The sequence below is a fragment of the Luteibacter sp. P4_D7_3 genome (assembly GCF_056401735.1).
Genome location: NZ_JBFUIT010000563.1, coordinates 1 through 1,342, shown reverse-complemented (window position 1 = coordinate 1,342; position 1,342 = coordinate 1). Strand labels below are relative to the sequence as shown.

Here is a 1,342-nt window from a genome sequence, read left to right as displayed (position 1 = left end):
TAATATACTTAAATTTATCCAGTAAAACAAGCCATTTACCTTGGGATACAGGCCTCCACATTGTGGTGGGCTATCAAGTCACTTTTTCTCCCAGACGGTGTCCGAAAATCGCTTCGCAATGTGAGGTGCGCGCGCTAGCCGCTGTTCGAGTTCTGATCGTCCCCAAAGATCGATCAAAACGCCCTTTTCTGCCAAACGTTCGCAAGAGTTATAGAGGTCGTTCGCACCAACCTGGGCTAACAACGACCAGAATGCCGTCAGCATCATGTCTCTCAAGCGTGTCGCGAACGTCGGTTATGTCCGCCTTGCCGACCGTCTTTTTGCGCGTTTTTACCTGCACCAAAATCTTGCGAGAGACTACGGGGTTCGCAGCCTGCTGAGCGCTCAACTTTTGCCCAAGGCCGGGCGGTGTCATTGTGATATCCGCAAATAAATCAATATTTATTTACTAAAGCGAGCACGATTATGGATCTCAAGAGGCATTGGGATGGCGCTTGAAGGGTACCTCGTAGCGCATCAACCGCTTACTCCGCGTTCTAGAACATTATCCCGGGAAACCTGTGAGCTACTCGCTCGTCGGAGGTTCCCCTGAGTCGAGTGCGAGAAGTGGCCCCACCCGCCCGGAGTTTTCCGCCTATCGCGAAGTCTCTCAATCCAGGAAGATCGAAAGTGGCGCGGCCACAGACCGTGCCTAGTTTCTTGATCTGGGTGAATGGCCATGCAATCCACCAGTACTCTAGGCATGCAGGCTCACCTTTGACATCGGCAGCCAAATACACCTTGCCTGAGAGGTTGATGTTCCAATAAACATCCACCGCCCGATTTGGCTGAAGCCAAACCGTGGTGTAATCCTCCGCACGCGCTGAACTCATTGATGCGAGAAGCGCGCATCCTAAGAGGGTTAGAGAAAAATGAGTTCTTCGCATTTTTCATCTGCCCCGGCCGTGCCGCTAGAATTCTCGTTGTGGCAGAGGTCGAAATTTCACGGTGGTTTTGTTTTTTATTATCTGAAACAGTGAATATGGGATCTCATCATCCTTCGTAATTGTGTAACCTTGGCCGGTGTATAATGTCATTTTCATCGCGTAAGCAGTGGTATTCTCTGGAATATCGAAATCAGTGTCTTCTGACCAATGCAACGCCTTGGTTTCGGGAGGTAAGGCCGTATCAATCTGTTTTTTGCGTTTCAAAGCAATCCAAATCCGGCAGTTCTGATGCGCGTCGGATTTACTAAAGCCTGAGGTCTTGTGCCCATGCTGGATATTGAATCCCGCAAAGGTGTTATCGAAACGAGCCGGATCCCACCCAGTGCATGAACTTCCCCCGTCACCGTCTCCATTAT

General features: G+C 50.1%; 2 protein-coding genes. Both read right to left on the bottom strand.

The genetic code is table 11. The annotated features are described in order from the left end of the window. Nucleotides 1-208: 208 nt before the first annotated feature. The gene (locus AC1DSN_RS22730; RefSeq protein WP_477333111.1) at nucleotides 209-415 is read right to left on the bottom strand and encodes a restriction endonuclease; all 207 of its coding nucleotides are present in this window, start codon (nucleotides 413-415) and stop codon (nucleotides 209-211) included. Between the two features lie 535 nt (nucleotides 416-950). Beyond that, on the bottom strand, nucleotides 951-1,342 hold a 392-nt coding region (locus AC1DSN_RS22725; RefSeq protein ID WP_477333109.1), incomplete at its 5' end, for a hypothetical protein.

Excerpts from the sequence above, each read along its gene's own strand:
- AC1DSN_RS22730 (WP_477333111.1), bottom strand. The coding sequence starts at position 415 with ATGACACCGCCCGGCCTTGGGCAAAAGTTGAGCGCTCAGCAGGCTGCG.